We start from the raw sequence: 17,591 nt of genomic DNA on the forward strand, positions 1-17,591 counted from the left end.
GCCACGGACCATGAGCGACCCGCAGTACCCACAGCAGCCCGATCGGCTTCCCTCGGACTACGAGCTTGAGGCATGGCGTGCCATCCAGCAGTTCAAGGGCCGCCCACTGTCACGAGCGATGACCAACGCCGGCGAGCACGTGGCCAACGGCGTCGCGAAGCTCGGCAAGCGTGCCGCGAAGCAACTGGAGAACCACCCCCGGGCCCAATCGGCGGTTTCGCGTGGACAGGCATTCGTTGCCAAGGGAGCTCAGAAGGTCGGCACCGGAGCTCGCGGAGCCGCCGACGCCCTGCCGGACTGGAGCGGAACGGCCATTCAGTCCATACGGCAGACCCTGGGGCGGGTCTCGCGAGCGGGACTCTCCTCCAAGCGCGTGGTGGCGCTTCACAAGAAGCGCGGGCACGAGGTCGAGTCGCTCTCCGACCTGCGCCACCTCGACCTGGAGCAGGTCGACGCTGTCCGTGGACGGAAGGCGAGCTGGTACTACCCGGCCGCCGCGGCACTCTCGGGAGCGGGCGCGGGACTGGTGATCTCCGGAGGAGAGCTTGTCCTCGCCGCCTCCGCCGGCGCCGCGGCAGCGCCTTCGGGAGGTGCGATCGCGGGCGCTTTCGCCGCCGATACCGCAGCCGTCCTCGGACTCGCGTCCCGCGCCGTCGGCCAGGTCTCGCTGTTCTACGGCTACGATCCCGAACAGCCAGCCGAGAAGCTCTTCGTGATGTCTGTCGTCAACGTCGGCACGGCAAGTTCGGCCACCGCCAAGAATGCCGCGATGGCCGACATCTCGCGGCTCACCCAGGCGCTCTTCCGCGGCAAGACCTGGGAAGTCCTCAGCGAGTCGATCGTGACCAAGGTCTCCGCGCAGTTCGCGAAGGCGTTCGGCTTCCGCCTCACCAAGAAGGGCCTCGGCAAGGCCGTACCCGCATTCGGGATCGTCGTTGGAGGCACCCTCAACTGGACCACTCTGGAGGGGATCGTCGACGCCGCCGAGATGGCGTACCGGCGGCGGTTCCTGCTGGAGAAGTACCCGCATCTCGCTGACGAGGAGGCACCGGCACCGTTGTTCGGCGACGACCCCGACGTGCCGGACGACGCCGACGAGGAGATCAGCGTGCTCGGCGAGATCGTTGAGGCGGGCGGACCCGACCTCCACTGACCCCTTGTGTCCCGGCGGTGCACGGCATCAGGCGACCGCCGGGACGACGCGCCTCAGGACCCCGCCGCGAACCCCACGAATCGGGACCACCCCTGCCGTCCGACAGCGAAGTGAGGGCGCGTCATGTCCTTGGAGTCCCGCACATGGACGAGCTGTTCGGTGACGGCGACCTCCACGCAGCTGTCACCCTGGCTGCCGCTGTAGCTGGACTTGAACCAGGCCAGTTCCGTCGTGCTCATAGCTCTCCTCGGAGTCGCCCCAGCAGACCCCGCGAGTCCTGGGCGTTCAGGGCCTGCGAGCGCAGTGTGTCATAGCGCTGCTGAAGCAGGCTCACCTCTTTGGGATCGGAGATGAGACGGCCGTTCTGTTGCCCCTCGGAGTATGCGAGCCGCTGCCCCTTCGAGGTCTCCAACAGTTGGAGGGGACCGTCGAGGCAAGCATGTAACCCCGCTGCCAACGGCACGATCTGAAGCGTCACGTTGCGTGGTGCGCTCAACTCCAGCACGTGATCGAACAACCCCCGCATCTGCCCCGCGTCTCCGAACCGGCGGCGGAACACATGCTCCTCGACGATGAAGCTGAACGGGATCGTCGGCCGTTCCAACAGCATCCGCTGGCGCTCCATCCGCCGCTCCATGAAGCTCGCAAGCTGGTCATCCGGCGCCACGGGAACGGTTCCCTCGAACACTGCCCGCGCATACCCCTCCGACTGCAACAGCCCCGGCACCAACCGGCACTCATACGTACACAGACTCACCGCCACCCGCTCCAGCCGAGCCCACCGTCGGAACCAAGCCGCCAGCCCCGCCTCCCCTCGCGTCAGAAACCGCGCCGACCTCCGTAACGCCCCCGTCTTCCCCAATACCTCCTCCGCCCGCTCCACGAACGACTCGTCCGGCATCCGTCGCCCCAGCTCCACCGACTCCACGGTGTGCTTGGAGAACCGGACCAGCTCCCCGAACTCGGCCCGGCTGAGCCCCGCGTTCTCCCGTAACGCCTGGACGACGGCGCCGAAGGTCCGCAAACTGTCCGACGGGTCCGGCTCCCGTTCCGCCTCGCACACCATCAGCTCGTCACTCGCCCCCACGCCACCGCCCGTCATACGCGGTCACCTCCAGATGCCTGCCTGCGTGGCCGTGGATGGCCATCGCCGTCGTCCCCGCCCTGGACAACACCCAGCGTGACCGCAGGTTTCGCGTACCGTCCACAGAATGTGCCCGTACGCTGACGCACCGTACGGGCCACAACCCTGGATCGCGCTCCCGCACGCCCGTCACCGTGGCCCCATGAACGCGACCACGCCCCAGCTGCGCTCCACATTCCGCCAGTTCGCACAAAACCTGTCGTCAAGCCGCCGCGGAGCCCGCCTCGCCCGCCTGCTCACCTACGAGCAGCTGCGCACCTGGGAGGTGTCCCCCACCGTCACCGAACGTGCCGAGCAGATCGTCGCCGAGTTGGCCGCGAACGCGATCCTGCACGGACGCGTCCCAGGCCGGGACTTCCGCCTCGCGCTGACCCTCGACCACTCGTCCGCCGGCGTCCTCCGCATCGCGGTGAGCGACGCCCGCGGCGACCGACTCCCCAGAGCAGTTGCCGACTCCGCCATGCCGTCCGACAGCGAGACAGGCCGTGGCCTGCTCCTCGTCACCGCCCTGGCCGACCGCTGGGGCACGGAACCGTACCCGCCGAGTGGCAAGACCGTCTGGGCGGAACTCGCCAACCCCACCACGCAGGGGCCCCGGCAGATGGACGGAGGCGCCTGACACCCGCGCGGGCGTCTCGGACGCGCGCGGCGGGCGGCGCATCCGGTGCCTGCGGGGCCGGACTGTGCCGAATCACCGGACCTGCCCCGGGTCCCGGCCCGGCCCCGAGCCGTCCCGACGTGCGGGGGATGTGTGGGTCGCGTGAGGGAACGGCGAGCCGTGCGTAAACCTCGCGGAATTCTGGGCGCTGTTCGCCACAGCGGTGCTGCAAAGCATGAGACCAAGCAGTCGCCATGTCGACCCGGGAATACGGCCGTTGGCGGTAGCCGGACGCGTTGCAACACCTTGCCGCACGTCGCCATCACTGAGGAACCGCTCGGCACCGCCTGCTCTATGATCGTTGAAAATTTGACCTAATCGCGTCTGCAACCAGTCTCCGAAAGGTCTGGGCCGCCCGTGGACGGCGGCACGTTCCCGAGGCTCGCGGTCGTGATGCGGTGAAGAAAGGTGAAGAGCATGGCCTTCGGACTGCTCCGGCGTCGGCGATCCCGAACCGCCGCGTCGGGCCTCTCGGTACCCCTGCCGGCCGGCGCGGGCGCATACGGCTGCGAGGTCGTCGATCCCGTGGGACAACCTCTGGCGGGTGCCGAGGTCACGGTGACCGCGTTGGACAGCCACCGCGTCGTCGCCCGCGGCACCACCGATCCGTACGGCCTGTTCGTGGCGATGCTGCCACCCGCCTCCTACAGCGTGATGGCGACGGCGGAGGGGCTCACACCAGCCCGCGAGAACGTCGACATTTCAGCCGGAGCCGTCGTCTCCCCGGCGCGCATCGCGCTGCTCCCCGCCCGTCAGCCGGAACTCCCGCCGCCCGGCACCTGGTTGTTCGACCCGCCGCACACCGCGATCCGGTTCATCGCCAAGCACGTGGGCATGGCGCACGTCCACGGCCGCTTCACCCGTTTCACCGGCGGCATCCGCGTCGCGTCGGACATGGCCGACTCCCAGGTGTCGGTGCGCATCGACGCCTCCAGCATCACCACGGGCAACAGGACCCGAGACAACCACCTGCGTTCCGCGGACTTCCTCGACGTCGAGCGCTACCCGTACATCGACTTCACCAGCACCCGGTTCGTCTACCGCGGCGGCGCCAGGTGGACACTGAACGGCACGCTCACCATGCACGGCACCAGCCGCTCCGTGGGCCTGGACACGACGTACCTCGGCACGGTGAACGGCGGTTACGAGCAGGAACTGCGTTGCGCGGCACTGGCGAAGGCGGAGCTGCACCGCGAGGACTTCACCCTCAACTGGCGTTCCATGCTGGCCCGTGGCATCTCGGTCGTCGGGCCGACCGTGCAGCTGGAGCTGGACGTCCAGGCGATGCACCGCACCCCCGAGACCCCCACGCCCCCGGAGTAGGCGGCAGGCCGGCCCACCGCGCTTCGCCGAACCCGGGGGCGCCGGTCGCCGATGCCCCCGACTAACTCGGCACAGGCTCCTTCCAGCTGTAGCCCTCGGCCGCGTCGTCGTAGGGCCGCAGCAAGGGCTCCAACTCGGCGCGCACCAGGTCGGCGTCAGCAGCAGGCAGCGTCAGCGACGCACGCCGCATGCGGACGCTCCACGTGGCCGGGTCGGGGAACACCGACAGGCGCGGAACCAGGTCGCGCAGGACCAGCCCGTCGCGGAAGCGTGCCAGACCGGACACCTCCAGGCGGCAGCCCTCCGGAAAGGTCCGCTCGCCGAAGACGACCGGCTCGTCCAGGGCCCGCACCGGACTGGCGATCGTGGCCCGACCGACGACCCGCCCGAGGTCCCGCGTCGGATTACGGAAGCAGCCCCGCGTCGTGTAGAGGAAGATCTCGTCGCCTTCCTCCAGCGCCCGGGCAGCTTTCGCCCGCCCCGCCGGGAACGCCATCCGCTGCTCGGTAACCACCCTGCTCAGGGCAGCACGATCTCCGATGATCAGCAGGTGCGACGACGGCATGCCGATCACGATAGCCCTCGCTGCCACGCCGCTTCAGAGGCCCGCCCGCGCAAGCAGAACCGGCAGCGCCTCCGGCTTCACCTTCTGCACCGACCGCACTTGCCCCAAGCCCAGCTCATCCCGCCTCACCGGGTTGCGGTACAGCGCCTCCGTCTCCTCCGGCAGCAAGGTCACCTCGACCCGGAACGAGAAGTCGGGATCGTCAGGATCCTCGTACGGCTCCCCATCGATCTCAGCCACGGCCGCGACCGCCGCTTCGGGCTGGCTGAAGAAGAACCACAGACGGTCGCCCCCCACCATCCGGTTGCGCCGACTGAGCCAGAGGTCGAGTTCCGGCTCCTCCTTGGCCAGTCTGCGCATGGTCTCCTTGTCGGAGGGCTCCCCGTCCAGCGTGTCCCGGTTCGGATTGAGAATGTAGATCCAGTCCGTCATCGTTGCCCGTCCCCTCGACCGTGCTGCTGGCCTTCCCGGAGCGTCTCACCACGCCCTGGTGTCCGCCCTGTTCCCCGACGTCCCTGCCAAACCATGCTGCCAACTCGCGCCGCCGTCCGCAGCCGATCCCCCTGCCTCGGCCAACGAGGCCCCCGGCTCCGCCCGGTCCGGCATGATGATCCCCATGACCGCTGGGGTGGACGTATGGGCGGCTGCGGCCGGGTTCGACCGGAACACTGTCGCCGACGACGAGACCATGGCCAACGCCGAGCGCAAGCAGGTGCTCGCGCAGTTCCCGCTGGAGGACTGGCCGGAACTGCCCCTCGAGCGGTACGCCCTTGGGCAGGATGCCCAGACCGGCGCGGCGGCGGGGACGACGTACTGCCGACTCATGGAGTTCGGCACCCCGCATCTCGGCAGCATCAAGGGCGGCAGCGCGGCCAAGCACATCATGTACCGCCACAACTCGGGCGAATGGCGGCTGGCGGCTCCGCTGCGTGGGATGGACCCCCAAGAAGCGTGGGGGCACCTTCGCGGTCAGTTCGTCAAAGCCTTCGAAGCCGTGGCCGCAGGGGACTTCGACGGAGTGGACGATCTACCTGCGCTGCGATTCGGTCCGGCGCTCGTGACCAAGTCACTGGCCGTCTACTTCCCGGAGCATTTCCTGCCCATCTCCTCCGCAGAGCATCTACGACGGTTCCTCGTGTTGCTGGGCGGGACCGCTGAGGCAGATGCGCCGGCCTGGCGCAGGAACCGCCGACTCCTCGAACTCATCCGTTCACGGCGGGAGTTCGCTGGGTGGTCCGGCTACGAGGTGATGCGCTTCCTCTACCAGGACTTCGACCCTCGTCCCCGGCAGCGCACGATCTGGAAGATCGCTCCTGGAGAACGCGGTCGTCACTGGGACGAGTGCCGTGACGGCGGGTTCATCTGCGTGGGATGGGACGACCTTGGTGACCTCGGCCAGTACCAGAGCGACACCGAACTGAAGGAAGCCTTCGACAGGCACTATCCCGGCAGCAGTGGTGGCAGTCTGACCACGGGGCGGAGATTGTTGGCGTTCCGGGACTTGGAGGCCGGTGACCGGATCGTCGCCAACCGCGGCACCGAGGAGGTCCTGGCGACCGGCACGGTCTCCGGGAGCTACCACTTCGCTTCTGACCGACCCGAGTACCAGCACGTCGTACCAGTGACGTGGGACGTCTCCCGCGCACAGAGACTGCCGAAGCCCCAGCACGGCTGGCGGTCCACCTTCGCCAAGGTCGATCCGACTCTCTTCGCCAAGCTCACCGCCCCGTCGGCCGCCACTGCAACGGACGATGAGTCCCCACCCCGGAGTGCGCCTGTTGCGCTGCCCGAGGACGTGCAAGCCGTACTGGACGCGCTGGAACGCAAGGGCCAGGTGATCCTGCACGGCCCTCCCGGCACCGGCAAGACCCGGCTCGCTCTCGGTGCCGCGCTCGCCCTCAGCGGCCGGGCAGAAGCCCTCGGTCCCGACCAGGGCCGGCGTGCCGAGGCGCAGGCCGAGATGCTGCGCGGCGACCAGGTCCGGCTGGTCACCTTCCATCCTTCCTATGGATACGAGGACTTCGTCGAGGGCTTCAAGCCTGACCTCGGCGCAACTGGCCCGGGGCTCACCCTGGCCCTCGCCGACGGTCTCTTCCACGCCCTGTGCAGCCGCGCCACCGCCCACCCCGAGCGGACGTTCCTGTTGGTCATCGACGAGATCAACCGAGGTGACCTGCCACGGATCTTCGGTGAGCTGATCACGCTCCTGGAACTCGACAAGCGCAACCTGCCCGTCGATCTGCCCGTGAGCAAGCGAAGCTTCTCCGTGCCGCCCAACATTCGGATCATCGGCACCATGAACACCACGGACCGCAGCATCAGCCACCTGGACGCCGCCGTCCGCCGACGCTTCGCCTTCCTTCCCGTCACCCCTGACCCGGACGCTGTATCCGGGACGGTCGGCCCGCTGGACCTGGCGGGGTTCTTCGAGTCCCTCAACACGCGCATCGCCCGCCACCTCGATGTCGACCATCAGATCGGCCACGCCTATCTGCTGCGTGACGGTGAACCGGTGGCCACCGAGGACGACTTGGCCGCCGCGTTTCACCACGACGTGATCCCGCTCCTGGAGGACTACTGCCTCGGCCGCGCGGACCTTCTGCACCGCGTCCTCGGCGACCTCGTCGACCCGGACACCGGGCGGCCCGTGCTCATGTCGCCGCAGGACCTCGCCGGTGCACTCGCGGCCGAGTTCACCAGCGGCGCGCCCGACCTCGATGCCTGACCGCGCGGAGATACAGCTCGGCGAGTACGAGTCCGCCGAGTTGGGCAGCGACCAGCTCACCGCTCGGGACGTCGATCGCCTTCACGCCCTCCAGGCAGGACGCCACCTCGCCATGACACCCGGCCGGTCCGGGTGGCGGCTGAAGGCCGACTCCACCGTCGGCGTGCTGGTTCTCGATCGCGTACGGCTGGTCATCCGGCCCAAGTTCGCCATTCCCGGAGAGCAGTTGATGAGCTGGCTCGCCTACGCCCTTGGCTCGCCCATCCCGACGACGGCACGACGCTGGAGCACCGGCCCGGACGGGTACGCCGACCTCCTCGCGGCCGCCCTGCTCGAAGAGTGCGAGAAGCTCGTGCGGGAGGGGCTGAGTCGCGACTACGTCCGCCGCCAGAGCCTCGAACCGGTGCTGCGGGGACGCCTGGACGTCGCCGCCCAGGTCACCCGGCGCTACGGGCAACTGGATCAACTGCACGTGCGCACCTTCGACCGCGAGACGAACATCTCCGACAACCGCGTCCTCGGGTCCGCACTTCGGCAGGCGCGCGCCTTGACCGACGACTCCGCGTTGTCTCGCGATCTGCATGGCATTTCAGCCGCCTTCCCACACGCCGCCACCCCGAACGCCGCCCTGCGCGCACTCGACCGCACCCGGTACACGCGCCTCAACGCCCGCTACCGTCCCGCCCACACGTGGGCCGGGCTGCTGTTGCGTGGCGGTGGTGTGACGGACCTGCTCACCGATCACGGCACCACCGCGGGCGGCCTGCTGTTGGCCATGCCCGCGCTCTGGGAGGTCGTTGTCCGGCGTCTCGCCACCGAGGCCGCCGCTCCGCACGGCGGCCGGCCCGTGTCCAGTAGCGGCATGTCCGGCATCACCGTACGAGGCGACCTGGGAAACATGTCGACATTCCGCCCGGACCTGCTGCTCAGCCTGCCCGGCCCCCAGGCGGACAGCCGCTTCCTGCTGCCCGTCGACGCCAAGTACAAACGGTACGACCGGCACAGTGTCGGCGCCGGTGACCTCCACCAACTCCTGACCTACAGCGCCGGATACACGCCTGCCAACGTGCGGTGCGCGGTGATCGTCCACCCCCACCCACTCGGGTACGCCCGACGCACCCTCCAAGTCGGCAGCCCACAGGGCAGTCTGGGGGTCATTCATCTTCTCGGCGTCGACACTCGTGCCCGCCCGGACCGAGCGCGCGCGTGGCTACGAGACGCGTTGCTGTGACGAAGCCGCTGGAGTCGGCTCGTCGCGAGTACGCTCCGGAGCAGCCTCGCCTCACAGGGCGGGCTTGCTTCCCGGCACCCAGTCGAAGCCGAATCCGTACGCCTGGTCGATGAGCTGCTGGTTCGGCAGCCACGGCTTCGCGGTGAACCACCGGACCTCGCGCCGCAGGTCGAGCGTGTCGCGCCCCGGGGACAGGAGCGCGATGGCACACGCGGTGGCGCCTGCCGGGGAGTCGTCGAGATGGATGCGCCAGGTGCCGCTCGGGGCGCCGACGGTGACGACCCCTCCGAGTGTCCGGAAGTCGGCCGCGCCCTCGTAGATGTACACGTAGACGAGGAGTTTGGTGAACTCGCGGCGATGCTCGAGGCTGATGCGGAGGGTTTCCCCGTCGGAGGTCTCGCCGGTCCGGTCGTCCTGGTCGATGCTGACGTACGGCCAGGCGTCCAGGCTCCCCCACTCCTCACCGAGGGGCTGCACCGCGGCGCCCATTCCGTCGCGGGTGAGGACCATGCAGCCCAGATCGAGGTCGGCCTCCGAGGCGACCGACCAGTTGAGGTTCACCTGCACGATGCCTCGGCCGGTGATCTGGGCGCGCGGCGTCTGCTTGGTGAGGTCCACCGTGCGCGTCTGCGGATCTCGCGAGCGCCGCGTCTCAAGCTCCGGTTGGACAGGCGCCGCTCCTCGGCCCAGCTGGATGACACCCCGCTGCCTTCCGTCACCGCTCAACGCAGCCCTCCCCCTACATCACTGATCGGTATCAATGGTTCCTGACACGCCGCACCAACCATGTGATTCTCGCCTATTGTTGCGCAGGCAGTGAAGAAGATGTGAACATTGTAGGCACCATGTTTGTCCACACGCAGGCGTGAACGGCAAGGCACCGCCACGCTGCGTGCACTTGTATCTGCACAGACGGCCCGGTACCGCCGGGCAGGGGTAGGGAATGTTCGCGGGGACTCAAATCGACAACGGGGTGGCGGCACGTCATCTCGACGACATGGCGCAGGAACCGTTGCTCGCGCCGCGCGCCGACGAACTGCGCGCACTGGCCCAGGCACTGGACTCCGACGACCCGGAGGCCCTCGACCCGTGGGCCGACCTTGATCTGATGGGGCATTTCGCACGGCCCGAGAGCATCGCCGAGACCTCGGAGGAGAGCCGCCGGACGCGGTTCAACTCCCTGCTCGACTGGGTTCTCGGCGCCCTCGTCTTCTTGCCCCTGCTCTTCACGTGGTTCGGTCTCTGGCAGGCCTCGAGCGCGTACGGAGCACTCACCGGGGACGACCCCAAGGCGGCGGGCCGGCCGTTCCTCCAGCTGTGGCAGTCCGGGTTCGACGGGCACCTGGGCAACGTGTTCCGGTTCGGGCACGTCGCCGTGACCGGATGCATTGCGCTGGGGATGTTGTTCGTCCTCACAGCGGTCCACGGTTACCGTCGCACCGCCGCCGAACGCAGCGAGGAGCAGGCGCGCCACCTCACCCGGGCGGTTCTCGCGCGCCTCACCCCGGTCCTGACGCGTTCGCAGCTCTGCCTCAACCGCCATCGTGTCGCCTCTCCTCAGCGGTTCGCGGCAGAGCTCAACTCGGCGGCCGGGCGACTCCAGCGGATGCACTCCAAGGCCATCGCCACGCAGGAGGAACTCACCCGCGCCGCCGAACTGGTGGGGGAGGCCATGGACAAGGCGGAGCAGCGCCTCTCCCAGGCCGAGTCGTACGTGCGGCCGATCGAGCAAGTGGTGAGGCAGATCGAGGTGACCGTCCGGGACAGCGGTACGGCCATCCAGACCGCCGTTCAGGATCTCGCCGACCCGGTGACGCAGGCGGGACGGCAGTTGGCCGACGCGGTCAGCGGGCAGACCGGCGTACTCGACAAGGCGGTGGAAGACCTGCGAGCGGCCGGCGACGCCATGCGCGACGTCCTCGCTCGTGCCGCGGACCGGCTGGAGTCGGCGGTCGGGGGCAACGGCGACCTTGTTCGCACCGCGCTGTCCGACGCGGCTCAGCAGGTCGAGGAGTCGCTGACCGTACTGGCCGCCTCGCAGCGTGGGTTCACCACCGGCATCGAGGTGGTCTCGGACGTCAACGGCCGGCTGCTGGACGACCTCGGCACGGTGGCCGAGCGCTCCAGCGAGGCCGCGGAGGCCTCCCGCGAGGCGCTGCTCGGTATCGAGGCCCGCAGCCGTGCACTGCACGACGCTGCCGACCGCTTCGCGAGCGTCAGCGACGCCTTGGCGCGGGCGCTCAGCGAGACGGAATCCGCGCGGGCCGACGTGGCTTCGGCACGAGCGGACGCGGAGGCTGCGCGGGCCGAAGCCGAGGCAGCGCGGGTCGGCGCCGAGGCAGCTCAGCGGCGTGCCGAGGATGAACTGCGGCGCGCGGAGGAGGAGCTGCGGCAGGCGAGGGAGCTGCAGGCCGGGATCGGATCGGCACGGTGAGCCCTCGCAAGCCGAGCTTCAGGTTCAACCCCCTGCACCTTGCCGGGTGGCTCTTCGCCGACATGCTGCTCGTCCTCGCTCTGGTGTCCATGGGCGACCGAGGGGATCCGCTGGCGGCCCAAGCCGCCGCCCACCCTTCCCCGTCGGCGGACGCCAAGCCGTCGCCCACGCCGAGCCCGACGCCGGCGGGACCGCGGTCGGTGGAGCGCAAGCCGGTGAAGCTCCATGTGACGGCCGGCCCGGGTGACACCTCGCGGATGGTGAAGGAGCTGCGTGCAGCCACCGCCCGGTACAAGGCGCGCGACGCGGCCTTCGTGCTGACCTTCGGCAAGGCACCGGAACCCGGCACCGGTCAGGCTTACGCCCGCGAGATCAACAAGTCCCTGCACAAGGCACGACCGGACATGTTCATCGACGCCACGACGCGGGACTTCTGGAACGGCGGCGTCTCCGGCGCGGCCGACCTGGAGATCTACTTCTACACCCGGTGACGGCCACGCCGTCTCCACGCCGTCTTTTTGAGCTCAGGAGAGTCCATGCAGATCCTTCCCTTCTACATGGTGTGTGACGAGTCCGGTTCCATGGCCGGAGGTGGTGTGGACGCCATCAACTCGGCGCTGCCCGACCTGCACCATGAGATCAGCACCAATCCGAGCGTCGCGGACAAGACCCGTTTCGCGCTGATCGGTTTCTCGACGCAGGCCTCCGTGCTTCAGCCGCTCGCCGACCTGAGCGAGCTGACGCAACTGCCGTCCCTGTCAGCCGGCGGAGTCACCTCCTTCGGGGCCGCCTTCCGCCTGCTGAAGAACACCATCGAGAAGGACGTCGCGGAACTGAAGGCCGACGGCCACGACGTGTACCGGCCGGTGGTCTTCTTCCTCTCCGACGGCATCCCCACGGACGAGGGCTGGCGCACGGACCTGAAGGAACTGAACTCGTTCCGCTACGCTCCGAAGATCATCGCCTTCGGTATCAGCGACGCCGAACGGTCCACCATCACGGAGGTGGCCAACTTCAAGGCGTTCATTCAGCAGGACGATTCCATCTCCCCGGCCATGGCCATCCGGGAGTTCGCCTCGAGCCTCACCCGTTCCATCGTCAGCTCGGCGACCAGCATGGCAGCTCAGGGCGGCGAGGGCTTCGAGCTCCAGGTCGAGGAGCAGATCCCCGGCTTCACCAGCCTCTCCCTGGACAAGCTGTGAGCGGCCCGGTGAGTTTCGAGAAGTCGGGCGACGCGGCGCAGGGTGCCGGGAACGCAGGCCGGCTTCCCCACGGCAACGACGTCGACGCGTACTATGCGACCCTGCCGCCCGGGCTCGTCGCACACGAGACAATGTCCCGGGTGGAGGCGCATGAGTGGCCTGCGCCCCAGGCCCCGGATCGCCTTGTGACGACTCCGGATGCGGGGGCCGGCATCCTGCGCGGAGCACCCGAACACGTCGGTCACCGTCCTCCCAGCTATCCGCCGCATCCCTTGTCACGTCCGACCCTCAGGGACGGGGACGAGTTCGCGGCGTTCACCCCTGCGGTTCAAGTGGACGGAGCCCAGGTAGGACGCATCACCGTGCGGGCCGCTTCGGTGCGCGGGGACTCCCACAACTGGGAGGGCAGTTGCCGCCAGGACGCCATGGCCGTGGTACGTATCGGCCCTCCGGAAGCCGAGCTGCTTCTGCTGACGGTCGCAGACGGGGTGGGTTCCGCGAAGTCGTCGCACATCGGTTCCTTCCGCATCACTCGCCAAGCGGCCATGCACCTGGACCGGGAGGCGGAAAGCATTCATGCGGCCCTGAGCGCCCAGGACGAAGGGGAGCTCCGCGCAAGCGCCAACAAGGCGATCGCCGGCGCAGTCAGCGCATCGCGTCTCGGCCCGGAGCACGCCACCACGCTGCACGTCCTGCTGGTTCCGACGGACCCCGGCATCCGCGAGCGCGTCGTGTTCAGCGTCGGCGACGGCGGCCTGTTCGTCCTGCGGGGCGCTCACTGGGAACACGGCAACCCGGCCGGGGACAGCAGCCTCCTGGACACTCGCACCGAGGCACTTCCGCACGCCTACCGCAGCGTCAAGTCCATGATGCTGCGGACGGTCCCGGGCGAGGTCCTGCTCCTCGGCAGCGACGGCATCACCAACCCCCTGACCCAGAAGGACCCCGAGTTCGCCAACCACCTCGCGCACGCCTGGGGCGGCCCTGAGGTTCCATCGCTGTCCGACTTCCTTTGGCAGGCGCAGACCCGGGCCAAGTCCTACGACGACGACCGCACCGTCATCTGCGTGTGGGAGGAGGGAGCATGAGCGCGGAGGACGGGGCGGACATCGCCCGCGCGTCGCTCGCTCTGACGGACCGGGTCGGCAGTGGCGGCCAGGGTGACGTGCACGCTCTGACCGACGGACCACTGCTCTTCAAGGAGTACAAAGACCCGTCCAAGGTGAACGGCGGCGCCCTCGCCGATCTGGTCGCGTTCCGTCAGAGCCTCGGCCAGTCCGACCGGGGCCGACTGGATTCCCTTGCCGCCTGGCCGCTGTGCCGGGTGGTCGAGGGCAACCGGGTGCTCGGCTTCCTGATGCGGCGGGCCCCGGCCGACATGACCTGGCGGACCGCTGTCGGGTCCACGAAGCTGCTCGAACTGCAGTATCTGATCAGGCAACCCAAGGTGGCCTGGCAGGAGGTGGTCCAGCCGACGCCGGAGCAGCGCAGGGCGCTGGCTGTGGCCTGTGCGGAGGCCATCGGCTGGTTCCACAGCGCCGGGCTCGTGATCGGGGACATCTCGCAGGCCAACGTCCTGTGGTCACTCGCTCCGGAAACCGCCGTGCACTTCCTGGACTGCGACGGCTTCCGCCGGGTGGGGCGTGCGCCCGTGCAGGCCCAGGCCGGCACTCCCGACTGGAACGATCCGCTGGTGCCGTCGACCGAGGCGTCGGTGGACACGGACGCGTACAAGACTGCCCTCGTGGTGGGACGCATCCTCACTCAGGAGCCCTATCTCACACCGGGACAGGAGTTGAAGCTCGTCGCCGGGTGCCTGAACGACCGGCAGGATGCCGGAGTACGGCGACTCTTCGCACAGGCCGCCGGTGAGCGCGGGACCCGTCCCCGGCCGAGCGAGTGGCAGACCGCGTTGAGCGACCGCGGCACGATCACGCTGACCGCGGCCGCGCCGAGGCCTCGGCCCGCCATCGACCATACGGTCTTGGACGGGGCGCGGGTCCGAACCCCCATCACCCTGCGAGCACCTGGGCAGTAGTGAGACGTCTGGCGCTCCCCCAGCGCCGGGCGCGTGTCAGTCCGAGACTCTAACCTTTGCATCCGGGCCTTCTGCTGGGGGAAGCGATCAGTATGAACGACGAGGACACGCAGTACCCTGAATTCCGGCTCCGCCTGCCGAACGGGGGGCCGGTCGCGCATGGGCGCCCTGCGAAGAGGCTGGGTGACAACGGGAGCCGCAGATTCGTCGTTTATGCCGGCGAACCCGTGCGGCCAGACGTTGTGCCGTCGTTCTCCACCCGGGTCATCGGTGCGCACTTGGAGCGGGAGGAGTTGATCCGGCAGGGGCGGATCAAGCCGTCGGAGAAGTGGCCCGGCTGGCTCGAGACGGCAGAAGCCATCACCTTCGACTCCTCCTCCAGGGCCGCGGCGGTACTGAAAGGTCACAGTGCCAATGGCTGGGTCAACTGGAAGACGGAAGATGGCCGTCCCCTTGGCGATTTCATGCCCGGCATGTGGCCTGGACCCAACCGCCCCTGGCTGGTTCGCGGTTCGAACGTGAGCGGCCTGGACCTGGTGCAGCGGATGTGGCTGCCCGAGGGACGCCTGACGCTTGCCGCCTCCCGGCTGCGCCAGGGTGTGGAGCAGGGGACCAGCAAGGACCAGTTGCGGATCTTGATCCAAGAGGACTATGAATCCTCCGCCACCTACAGCCAGAAGCAGCAACTGGCGGAAGAAATACATGCGTTTCTTTCTCGCATGAAGCCTGGTGACACCGTCTGCACCATTTCCGGTGGTCAGCTGTACGTAGGTGAGATCACCGGAGGAGCTGAGCAGACCGAGTCCGAGGGCGGGCGGTCCAATCTGCAGCGGCCCGTGGAATGGCAGCCTGACGGCTACCCGTACGACGAACTACCGGAAGAGTTGCAGCAGAAGCTGTCCGTCCAGCACGACGTGGTCGATCTGTCCTCCATCCAGGCCCTGGTGGATGGCCTCGGTCTCAGCGACGAAGAACTCGCCGAGGAAGCGCAGGCCACAGAGCGCGACCCTAGCGTGGAGTTCCAGGTCGTGGCCGCCCGCCGCGAGCTCGAACTGCCCGAGCCGACCGACGAGCTGGCTGCCGAACTCCTCGCGCACGATGTCGAATGGCTTCACGAGGTACGCGACCTGCTGTGGGACGAACGGCAGTTGGTGTTCTACGGCCCGCCCGGCACCGGAAAGACCTATCTCGCCCTCAAACTCGCCGAGTTCCTCGGCGGCGGCCCCGAGCAGGTCAAGCTCGTGCAGTTCCATCCCTCCTACGCCTACGAGGACTTCTTCGAGGGCTTTCGGCCCCAAGAGGACCCGCAGACCCGGGAGGTCGCTTTCCGGCTCACCGCCGGACCGCTGCGCGAGCTGGCCGACCTCGCCTCCCGCGAGGGCAACCGGCACATCCCGCACTTCCTGATCATCGACGAGATCAACCGGGCCAACCTCGCCAAGGTGTTCGGCGAGCTGTACTTCCTGCTGGAGTACAGGAACAAGTCGGTCCGGCTGACGTACTCGGGCGACGACTTCGCGCTGCCGCCGAACCTGTTCGTGATCGGCACCATGAATACGGCGGACCGGTCCATCGCGCTCGTCGACGCGGCCATGCGGCGGCGGTTCGCTTTCGTGGAGCTGTCGCCCCGCACCGAGCCGACGAGCGGGCTGCTGCGCCGATGGCTGGCCAGGGAGGGCAAGGACGCCGAGCCCGCCGATATCCTCGACGCGCTCAACTCCCGTATCGACGAACCCGACTTCCGGATCGGGCCCTCGTACCTGATGAAGAAGGGCGTCTACCGGGAAGGTGGTCTCGAGCGGACCTGGCGGACCAAGATCCTGCCGCTCCTGGAGGAGCACCACTACGGCGAGGGCGTGGACGTCGAGAAACGGTACGGGCTGGCCGCGCTGCGGGAGTCGCTCGGGTGAGGTCGGTCGTCGATCTCGTCGAACACGCGCCCGCGGTCAGCCTCGCTCTGCCGGACGCGGTCGGCCGTGCACTGGCCGCCGGGGGCATCCTCGACGCGGCCCCCGACCCGTACGCGGCGGGGCGCTGGTCGTTGCGGGCCGGAAGCAAGGTGGGCTCGGTGGCCGTCGGAGTGCCGGGCGTGGATGAGGCAGTCACCGTCCGGATCATCCCCAAGACGCCGATCGCCCGGCTCTTCTTCCTCCTCGGCTACAGCCTCGACCCGAAGGGTGCCTGGCGGGACGGCGAAGTCGAGGTGGCCGAGCACCGCGATCTATTGCCTGCGCTGGCCCACACCGTGGAGCGGCAGGTGGACCGGGCACTGCGCCAGGGTCTGTTGCAGGGATACCGGGTCACGGAGGAGTCCGCCCTCGTCGTCCGCGGGCGGATCCGTGAGGCCGAGCAGATCCGGCGCCACTTCGGTGCCACCTTGCCGGTGGAGGTGACGTACGACGAGTTCACCACCGACATCGCGGAGAACCGTCTTCTGCGGGCGGCCGTCGACCGCCTGCTGCGGCTGCCCGGCGTACCGCGCGACGTACGCCGCAGGCTGCTGCATCAGCGTGGGCGGCTGGCCGATGTGACCGCCGTCGTGCGCGGACAGCCTCTCCCTGACTGGCGGCCCACGCGTCTCAACGCCCGTTACCACACGGCCCTGCGCCTCGCGCGTGTCGTCCTGGAGAACGCGTCAGCGGAACACGCCCACGGCGGGCTCCGCATCGACGGGTTTCTGTTCGACATGAACAAGCTCTTCGAGGACTTCGTGACGGTCGCGCTGCGGGAGGCCCTGCGCGGCTCGGGGCGGACCTCGCGGCTTCAGGACGTGCACCACCTCGACGAGGCAGCAGCGGTCCGGATGCGTCCCGACTTCGTGCTGTACGGAGCGGACGGGGCTCCGGCCGCGGTGGTGGACGCCAAGTACAAGGCGGAGAAGCGCGGCGGCTTCCCCGAGGCCGACCTGTACCAGATGCTGGCGTACTGCACGGCGCTCGGGCTGCGGGAGGGCCATCTGGTGTACGCGAAGGGCAACGCGTCCCACGCCGCGCACCGGGTGCGGCACGCCGGCATCCTCATCCACGAGCACGCACTCGACTTGGACCAGCAACCCGCCGGGCTGCTCGGTGACATCGCCGCCGTAGCCAGGCAGATGGTGCCCGACCTGCGCGTATGA

The 17,591-nt window shown here is 68.8% G+C and carries 17 protein-coding genes; 12 read left to right on the forward strand and 5 right to left on the reverse strand.

Translation table 11 applies throughout. The features are described from left to right. Window positions 1-10 precede the first annotated feature (10 nt). A complete protein-coding gene (locus AC07CM_RS39480) occupies window positions 11-1,153 on the forward strand; it encodes an EcsC family protein (RefSeq protein WP_478881355.1) in 1,143 nt (380 codons plus the stop codon). 53 nt (window positions 1,154-1,206) lie between these two features. Here AC07CM_RS39480 and AC07CM_RS39485 read toward each other — a convergent pair whose 3' ends face one another. Beyond that, the gene (locus AC07CM_RS39485) at window positions 1,207-1,392 is read right to left on the reverse strand and encodes a DUF397 domain-containing protein (protein WP_478881356.1); all 186 of its coding nucleotides are present in this window, start codon (window positions 1,390-1,392) and stop codon (window positions 1,207-1,209) included. Then, window positions 1,389-2,255 (reverse strand): helix-turn-helix domain-containing protein, encoded by an 867-nt coding sequence (locus AC07CM_RS39490; protein WP_478881357.1) that lies wholly within the window; start codon window positions 2,253-2,255, stop codon window positions 1,389-1,391. The genes AC07CM_RS39485 and AC07CM_RS39490 overlap by 4 nt, the downstream gene beginning before the upstream one ends. Window positions 2,256-2,439: 184 nt before the next feature. On the opposite strand from AC07CM_RS39490, the gene AC07CM_RS39495 reads away from it, so the two are divergent. Next, window positions 2,440-2,916, forward strand: coding sequence for an ATP-binding protein (locus AC07CM_RS39495; protein WP_478881358.1), 477 nt, complete (start codon window positions 2,440-2,442; stop codon window positions 2,914-2,916). Between the two features lie 456 nt (window positions 2,917-3,372). Then, window positions 3,373-4,278, forward strand: coding sequence for a YceI family protein (locus tag AC07CM_RS39500; protein WP_478881359.1), 906 nt, complete (start codon window positions 3,373-3,375; stop codon window positions 4,276-4,278). 61 nt (window positions 4,279-4,339) lie between these two features. Here the strand turns inward: AC07CM_RS39500 and AC07CM_RS39505 are convergent, their stop codons facing one another. Together AC07CM_RS39505 and AC07CM_RS39510 are read right to left on the reverse strand one after the other, a co-directional pair. Next, window positions 4,340-4,843, reverse strand: a complete 504-nt coding sequence (locus tag AC07CM_RS39505; RefSeq protein WP_478881360.1) for a hypothetical protein — start codon at window positions 4,841-4,843, stop codon at window positions 4,340-4,342. Window positions 4,844-4,876: 33 nt separating this feature from the next. Next, window positions 4,877-5,275, reverse strand: coding sequence for a hypothetical protein (locus AC07CM_RS39510; RefSeq protein WP_478881361.1), 399 nt, complete (start codon window positions 5,273-5,275; stop codon window positions 4,877-4,879). Window positions 5,276-5,459: 184 nt separating this feature from the next. On the opposite strand from AC07CM_RS39510, the gene AC07CM_RS39515 reads away from it, so the two are divergent. Then, window positions 5,460-7,568 carry an AAA family ATPase gene (locus AC07CM_RS39515; protein ID WP_478881362.1) on the forward strand — a complete coding sequence of 703 codons (2,109 nt, stop codon included), beginning with the start codon at window positions 5,460-5,462 and terminating at the stop codon, window positions 7,566-7,568. After that, window positions 7,561-8,799 carry an McrC family protein gene (locus AC07CM_RS39520; RefSeq protein ID WP_478881363.1) on the forward strand — a complete coding sequence of 413 codons (1,239 nt, stop codon included), beginning with the start codon at window positions 7,561-7,563 and terminating at the stop codon, window positions 8,797-8,799. The genes AC07CM_RS39515 and AC07CM_RS39520 overlap by 8 nt, the downstream gene beginning before the upstream one ends. A 51-nt stretch (window positions 8,800-8,850) precedes the next feature. Here AC07CM_RS39520 and AC07CM_RS39525 read toward each other — a convergent pair whose 3' ends face one another. Continuing rightward, window positions 8,851-9,417, reverse strand: coding sequence for a tellurium resistance protein (locus AC07CM_RS39525; protein WP_478881364.1), 567 nt, complete (start codon window positions 9,415-9,417; stop codon window positions 8,851-8,853). A gap of 325 nt (window positions 9,418-9,742) precedes the next feature. On the opposite strand from AC07CM_RS39525, the gene AC07CM_RS39530 reads away from it, so the two are divergent. The 7 genes from AC07CM_RS39530 (at window position 9,743) to AC07CM_RS39560 (ending at window position 17,591) form a co-directional block, all read left to right on the forward strand. Next, window positions 9,743-11,233 carry a hypothetical protein gene (locus AC07CM_RS39530; protein WP_478881365.1) on the forward strand — a complete coding sequence of 497 codons (1,491 nt, stop codon included), beginning with the start codon at window positions 9,743-9,745 and terminating at the stop codon, window positions 11,231-11,233. Next, window positions 11,230-11,724 carry a hypothetical protein gene (locus tag AC07CM_RS39535; protein WP_478881366.1) on the forward strand — a complete coding sequence of 165 codons (495 nt, stop codon included), beginning with the start codon at window positions 11,230-11,232 and terminating at the stop codon, window positions 11,722-11,724. Before AC07CM_RS39530 ends, AC07CM_RS39535 begins: the two co-directional genes overlap by 4 nt. 45 nt (window positions 11,725-11,769) lie before the next feature. Beyond that, window positions 11,770-12,435, forward strand: a complete 666-nt coding sequence (locus tag AC07CM_RS39540; RefSeq protein ID WP_478881367.1) for a vWA domain-containing protein — start codon at window positions 11,770-11,772, stop codon at window positions 12,433-12,435. Between the two features lie 272 nt (window positions 12,436-12,707). Further along, the gene (locus AC07CM_RS39545; protein WP_478881368.1) at window positions 12,708-13,523 is read left to right on the forward strand and encodes a protein phosphatase 2C domain-containing protein; all 816 of its coding nucleotides are present in this window, start codon (window positions 12,708-12,710) and stop codon (window positions 13,521-13,523) included. Beyond that, a complete protein-coding gene (locus AC07CM_RS39550) occupies window positions 13,520-14,473 on the forward strand; it encodes a hypothetical protein (RefSeq protein WP_478881369.1) in 954 nt (317 codons plus the stop codon). Before AC07CM_RS39545 ends, AC07CM_RS39550 begins: the two co-directional genes overlap by 4 nt. Window positions 14,474-14,565: 92 nt before the next feature. Further along, window positions 14,566-16,383, forward strand: coding sequence for a DUF4357 domain-containing protein (locus AC07CM_RS39555; RefSeq protein ID WP_478881370.1), 1,818 nt, complete (start codon window positions 14,566-14,568; stop codon window positions 16,381-16,383). Then, window positions 16,380-17,591: an McrC family protein gene (locus AC07CM_RS39560; protein WP_478881371.1), complete on the forward strand. Its 1,212-nt coding sequence runs from the start codon at window positions 16,380-16,382 to the stop codon at window positions 17,589-17,591. Before AC07CM_RS39555 ends, AC07CM_RS39560 begins: the two co-directional genes overlap by 4 nt.

The organism is Streptomyces sp. NPDC044061, from assembly GCF_056434305.1.